The organism is Aphanizomenon flos-aquae FACHB-1287, from assembly GCF_014698755.1.
Taxonomy (GTDB): domain Bacteria; phylum Cyanobacteriota; class Cyanobacteriia; order Cyanobacteriales; family Nostocaceae; genus Dolichospermum; species Dolichospermum flosaquae.
The window spans coordinates 1-6,813 of record NZ_JACJTO010000076.1 but is presented as its reverse complement, the minus strand read 5'-3'; the positions used below and the strand labels follow the sequence as shown (position 1 = coordinate 6,813).

Annotated in this window: 4 protein-coding genes; all 4 read right to left on the bottom strand. The window is 37.2% G+C overall.

Annotation, left to right across the window (positions count from 1 at the left end; all coding sequences use genetic code 11):
• Nucleotides 1–308: 308 nt before the first annotated feature.
• Entirely contained in the window at nucleotides 309–1,088 is a 780-nt protein-coding gene (locus H6G44_RS19770; protein WP_190388262.1) for a hypothetical protein, read from the bottom strand.
• 51 nt (nucleotides 1,089–1,139) lie between these two features.
• Nucleotides 1,140–1,385: a hypothetical protein gene (locus tag H6G44_RS19765; RefSeq protein WP_190388261.1), complete on the bottom strand. Its 246-nt coding sequence runs from the start codon at nucleotides 1,383–1,385 to the stop codon at nucleotides 1,140–1,142.
• Nucleotides 1,386–1,395: 10 nt separating this feature from the next.
• Entirely contained in the window at nucleotides 1,396–2,052 is a 657-nt protein-coding gene (locus H6G44_RS19760) for an Imm26 family immunity protein (protein ID WP_190388260.1), read from the bottom strand.
• Nucleotides 2,053–2,172: 120 nt separating this feature from the next.
• A partial coding sequence (locus tag H6G44_RS19755; protein ID WP_190595392.1) for an eCIS core domain-containing protein occupies nucleotides 2,173–6,813 on the bottom strand: 4,641 nt, incomplete at its 5' end.

Sequence of the window (6,813 nt, the reverse complement as noted above, 5' to 3'; positions counted from 1 at the left end):
AGAGGTTTCATGGCTCTGCATTGGTATACCTAGACTTCAATCGGCAGATGGTATGATCACTGTAGCATCTTCTGGCTTGAATGTATAGGTTTTGTGTAACAAAAATTTATAATCAATATTGTAGCCAAATGACGAGAGCAATTAATCGGAGTTTGTAAGTGTTTAGCAATATTTTTGACAAATTTTAAGAATCCCTGTTTTACTGCTTCAATATTTAATCGTTAAAATCTAGCTCAAAGTTGCCTATAATCATGCCGTAATTTGCCCTAATTATAAATTCAGTGCCGCTAGATGATTCGGAATATGAGCTATAAATCACCACCAGAAAATGAAGACAGTCCTAGAGATTTAAAAGATGTGGCAATCGCTTCCTGGGCAGATTTTTTGTACTTTTCTTTTCTTTGTTCTTCTAATTGTTTTTCTTCGTCAATAAATATTTCTTCAGTTAAAGATTTCAGCATTTCATCAATTACTTTTCCTGCTGCTTCTGGAGATGTTTCCATCTGTGCTAAAAACTTATTTAAACCAGCAATAATCACTGGCAGATTTTGTTGAATTTTTTCTGAAGATAAGGTTGTTTGTATTTGCTGAGTTAACTCTTCCATTTCCTGATTAATATCAATACCTTCTGCTTTTAAAACTTCTTTAAAATCATCTAATTCAGAGCTATATTTAGTGACAATTTTGGAAGTTTCTAAACTTGGCTTACTGATAACCTCTGTTAAAGTATCATATAAATTATCAACTGCTGCTTTCGCAATTTCTGGATGATTTTGTAATTCTTGGCTATCAACACCTAACACTGAAGCAATTAAATTATTATCAGTATGTTCAGAAGTAGCGAACAAGATTAAATTACTAAAGGCATTTTTTGCACTTTCTAAAACTTGATTCATGTCCAATTGCAAATACTGACTAGCTTCATCAGCAGAAATTTCCCAACTAATTATATTTGTTAAATCAACTTTTTTTTCATTTCCATGAATTGTCAAGATTTGAAATTCTCCCGCAGTTATTTCCGCATTTTCAGGAATGAGGAAATACCGTGTTTTTTGGGAATCAGTCCAGAGTTTATTATTGTTATTCATGATTAAATTAGATTGTGTGGTGTTCAATTTTTTCTCAGCCCATAATTGCAATTATCTATTTTGCCATGTATGACAGACAGCACACAAAGGAGCCAGTTTTAATTTTAAATTGCCACAAACATTACAATTCACTTTTTCCTTATTGATATATTCTTCTAAAGTCATTTCCACAAGAGCATCATGAGTCGTATCTTCACCACAAGTAGGACACAACTTAACAGATTCTTCAACTTGTGTTAAACAATAGGGACAAAGAATTATTAACTGATTTTCTTCATTATTGAGACTTGTCAACATTTCTTATTCCTTATTTTTTGTTATCGTAAAATCTTTGGATATTATAACCAAGACGACTAGACATTTCATAGTATGATTGATTTTCGTTCTCACCTAAAAGATGGTATATTTCACTCCTGTGTTGTGTAAAACGCAAATCAGAGCTTTTCAAGTTGAATACTTCGATACTATGTACCCAAGAATTATTTATTTCATCTATTCTTCCCAAATGATAAAGACATATTTCGCCTAAAATATGGGATGGTTTTTTAGTTTGATAAACATTGATTTTCTCAATTTCTTCCTCTTTTAAATTAATATTTAAAGCAATTTCTCCTCTTAAAAATCGAGCGCGTAATCCATGAGCAATTAAAGCTTCTGGAAACTCTACTTCTTGAGGATTAACATCTTGATGACCAATAATACTCCAGGTACCAGATTCTAGACAATCTGAACCTATAAAAATACCTGGAATTAAAATTTCCGAATTATCAATAATTGGTTGCATAGCAGTAGATTTATAAATTTCTACTAGAAGAGAACCATTAAAAAAATTTAATGGAGAATTAGGTTGTAGCAACTTAGGACGTACACACTGCTTTTTTATATCAAGCATTATACGCCCGCATATATACTCATTAGTGCTGAGTTTAAAAGTAAAAATGTCGCCAGATTGAAACTTAACCATTGGGAATTTTTAGATATAATAAAAACAGGTGATTAATAGACTTTTGCCTGGGCAAAAATCTTTGTATATCAATACTTTATCAATACTTTTGGAGATTTTAAAAGTAAGATTGTAACCCGTTTAGATTATACACGGATTATGACCCTTACTATATAATACAAGTTTTTTCGGTGTAATAGCATTAATTCTATTTATTAGCTGACCACCACCAACTCCACCATTCTTGTTAATATAGTGTTGCTCCCACACGGCTGTTTCGTATCGAGTCCATTCACCAGAACGTACTGGTTTAGATTCAATCATAGTATCAATCAGGTTTTTGGGGAAATCTGGTGATTGACGTAATGGGTGATCTGGTGGGATGTAACCTTTACTAGTGGGATTATTGATGTAGTCATAAACTGCACTCTTTGGATCAGTGATATGATGTTCAAATCTGGTATCAGATCCCTGAATAGTTTTACCTACATAAATTACTTCACCTGTTTTTAAATCTTTGACTTGATATATATCAGTGGGGAAAGTACCTGTTGTTTCAAACCCAGAGGTATTACCATCACCATTATGAACAAGAATTCCCGAAGAACTGACGAAGTAGTTGTGTAATTGATCTACTTCAAAATTATAAGTACTTTCCTCAGATTCATAGGTAATAATTGATTGGACTGTGAGTAAGTCACCATTAATTGATCTGAGTATCATACCTTCTTGTATGTCTACCGCTTTTAACCATTGATTCTCACTTTCGACCCAATAAGGGTGATTGGTTGTAGAAGAAATTTTTCCTTGTTCTGTTTCAATTACTACTATGAATTGAGTCCAGTTTTTGTGAACTGCCGTAATTGACTTTTTTACTACCAGTTTAGCTTGAAAATCATAAGCAAATACTAATTCACCAATAACAAGATTTTCAATTTCTTTGTTTCCTTCAGAAGTTTTTACTAAAGTTCCAGCAGGGAAACAAGGTATTTTAGAGGTATCACCATTAAGATATGATTGCCATGCCTCATATTGTTCTCCTTGTGTTGGTAAATTGTCTCTAGTTCCTGTAGGTTCAATTGGTCTAACAGGTTCAGCTAATCTACCAGTTTCTGGATTGAGACGTTTTCCATCTTGGAAGTATTGTTTTAAGTCAGTTTCCGATAAAGATGATTTAGGATAACGATTTTGATAATCACGAATAAATTCAGCCTCTGTCATTGTTGGGTCATCCCAACGTTTACCAGATGGTCCAATATCCTCTGTAAGTTTAGCTGATTCGGGTTTTGTTGTTTCTATTTTTGTTTCTGGAGATGTCTCTGTTGTAGTTTCATCAGGTTTTGGCTTTTTAGCTGCCGCTTCATCAACCACATCTACAGCTTCTTCTGCTTTTCTCTTAGGATTGGAAATTTCATCAACTTTTGGATCTTGAACGATCTCACAACTGCCAGTACAGCGTAATACTTCACCTTCTTTTGTAACTTTAATTTCACGTCCATCAGCAGTTGGTTCTTTGGCAACTATTCCTGGTTCAACTTCTGGTTCATCGGCATGAGTGGTACGTCCGTTTGGTGTATCAGGTTCATTATTTGCGGGAGCTTTAATTTCTGCTTCGGGAGCTTTGACTTCAGTTGCGGGAGCTTTAATTTCTGCTTCAGGAGCTTTGACTTCTACTTCCGGCTGCTTAACATTAGGCGTATCTACATGAGGTGTAGTTGTAGGTGTATCTATTCCTCCACTAAAACCTGTTTTAATCTTATTGCCGACAGAAGTACCAAAACCTGCGCCTATGTCTGAGAATTTGGTTTGAGTAGCTTCCACTGCTTTGATTTTACCTACTTTACTCATTGCTAGGGACATACCTATACCTTGTAAGGTACTGGTCATAACACTTTCAAAGGTGATGGGATTACCTGATACTAAATCTCCTAGAATGTTACCAACGGTATCAAAGCCAGTTTCAATGCCAAATTTCAGTAGTGATTGAGTTGCCATACCCGCACCTTGTTTGAATGCTTCTTTAGCCAGATGTTGACCTAATGCATTGCCAGCACCACCTAAAGCCCCACCAATTGCCCCTATTAAGGCTGCCTGTCCTACACCTTCCATGAGGTTTTTACCGTCAATCAGGTTGTTACCCATTTGAGTAACTGCACCTGCGGCTGCACCAACGATCGCTCCCCCAACTACTGCACCAATAACCCCTGCTGCGGCTGCACTTGCTCCTAATGCCCCTGCCATTGCCCCCACTGCACCAATTACGGCTGGCCCAGCTACAAGGGCAACAACAACGATTACAGCTATAACCAGGAGAATCTTTAAGATGCCTTTCCATCGCGGTTGTTCTTGGGCGGCTGCTTCTTCGGCGTATTTATCTATGTCTGCGCTCATTTTATTTAGCGCACCGCGTAATCCTGTTTCTAGTTGGGTAACACTGTTGTTAATGCCTTGTTCTAGGTTTTGGTTGGTTTGATTAAAGGCGGTTTCAATACCCTGGGTGACTTGGGTAAAACCTGCGATCGCTGTATCTGTGGTAGTTTGAACTGTGGTCTTATGACTTTCTTGAATTTTGTTGAAGGTTTCACCAGCACTTTGACTCAGTTGTTGAACACTGGTAGTTAAACCTGTACCCACTGCTTGGGCTTCTTGAATACCACCATTACTAATTGTGTTTAGTGAAGTAACTGCATTTTGTCCTGCTTGAGTTAAGCCCTGTTCACCTGCACCTAAATGGGTTTCTAGTTGGGCTTGAACTTGTGCGATCGCTTGATCTATTTGTCCACTAGCTTGGGCTAAGGATGCGCTTAAAGCTGTCGGATCTGGTGCGCCCATACCTTGAGATTGAGCTTGGAAGTTTTCCAGAGCCGCTTGTAGACTTGTAGCAGCTTGATTTATTCCTTGTTGTAAACTAGCGATCGCTTTTTGAGCATTACCATCAATTGCTGTTACTTGTTGTTGACCATATTCTGTCAACGTTTGTAATTGAGATTGTTCTTTTTGGCTTAAAGATTGTAAAGTTGCTTCTAAGGTTTTTTGAGCAGCTTGAGTCAGACTAGTGTTAGCTTGTTCTATTTGAGAACTAGCAGTTTGTTCAGCAGATGTCAAACTTTCTAAATTTGCTTGATGCTGACTTTCTAGAGTTTGACGAGACTGATTAGCAATTTGTTTAACTGCTTCTAAATCTTTAGCTTTCCCGTCCTGAGCTTTTTCCCCTTGTTTATTAGCTTCTTCTACTAAACCTTGTTTATATTGTTTACCAACTTCTCGCGCTGCTTTTGCGCTGGCTTTATTCCTGTTATCTGTTAATGGACCATCGAGTAAACTATCATCTTTACCTGTAATTTTCGCCTCATATCCTTTAGCTTTATTTTCTGCGAGAGCGATCGCTTCATTACCTATTTTTTCTCCCGCAGCCTTATATTTTGGTAATGCTTGTTGATATAATTGCTCAATTTTAGCCGCTTGACTTGTTTCCTTTTGTGCAAGGGTAGAATTAGCCTTAGTAAATTCTCCTTCTAACTTAGTTTTTGCTGTAGTTGTGGTTTGAGTAATTCCTGCGTTTGCTGCTTGCTGCTGAGTTTGAATTTGGGTTAAAGTAGCTTGCACTTCCGTTTGTGCTTGACTTCGCAACTGAGCCATTTGGGCAGTTATAGCAGCCTTCTGCTGTGCCACATTTGTTAAAATTGTTGCTTTAGCATTTTCCGCAGCCGCTAAAACTCTAGCTGGTACATTTTCTCCCAAACCCGTAATTGTTTGTACTTTTGTGGCCGCAGTAGCTAAAAATGCACTCGCTTGGTTACTAGAATTTACTCTTTGTTGTTCTAATACAGGACGATGATTACCCCCAGCTTCACCCTTGGGAGAAATTACCATACTGGCATCATCACCTTCTGTCTCTGGTTCACCAAAATCTATACCAGTTGAAGCTAATTGTGCCACCTTAGCATTAGTAGCAGCTAATTCTGTTTGTTGCGTTTGTGCTTCACCTTGAGCTTTTGCTGTTTCAGTTGCTATTTGCTGTGTAGATGGGTCACTACCTACTTCTGGTACAACTTCTTGGCTATTACTAACGCTCTGTTCTAATGCTTGTGCTTCAGGAACTTCCGTTAATTTTGTATTAGGTGCTGATTTCTCTTCTTGTCCTTTTTCTGCTTTTTCCCCAGTTGCACCAGCCTCTTTAGGCAATTTTACATCTTCTTCTCCTGTTTTGGTCTGTACCTTCTCGGCAATAGGATTACTAGCGCTGCTATTTTCTGACGCAGCAGCATCCTGAGTTTCTGTTTTTGGAGTTTGGGAAGGAATAGCTACAGACGCAGCAGATGCAGATTTCTTCTCTTCCTCATCACCTTTTTGAGAATTTTCTGCTTCTACCGGTTGTTTTTCTGATGTGGATGAATTTGATGAATTACTATCAGTTTTCGTTACCGATGTAGAAGTTTCTGTTGTAGATGTTGTAGATAAAGTTGCTTGAGGAGATTTTGTTTGATCAACTTCTTTTCTTTGAATAACATCTTTTTCTTCTAGTGATTGATTTTTTTCTTTTTCGCATTCTGCACAAGCTTTCTGTATTTCAGTTTCTGATTCTTCTTTTTTAGAAACTGCTGAAGATTTTCCTAAACCATTCTGCTGAACAATATGAGTCAATTCATGTGCTAATAATTCCTGTCCGTCTCTACTTCCGGGATTATAAGCTCCCTGACTAAAGAAAATATCTTGTCCTGTAGCAAAAGCGCGAGAATTTAAAGATTTATTTAGTTGATCTGACTCACCATCAGTATGAAC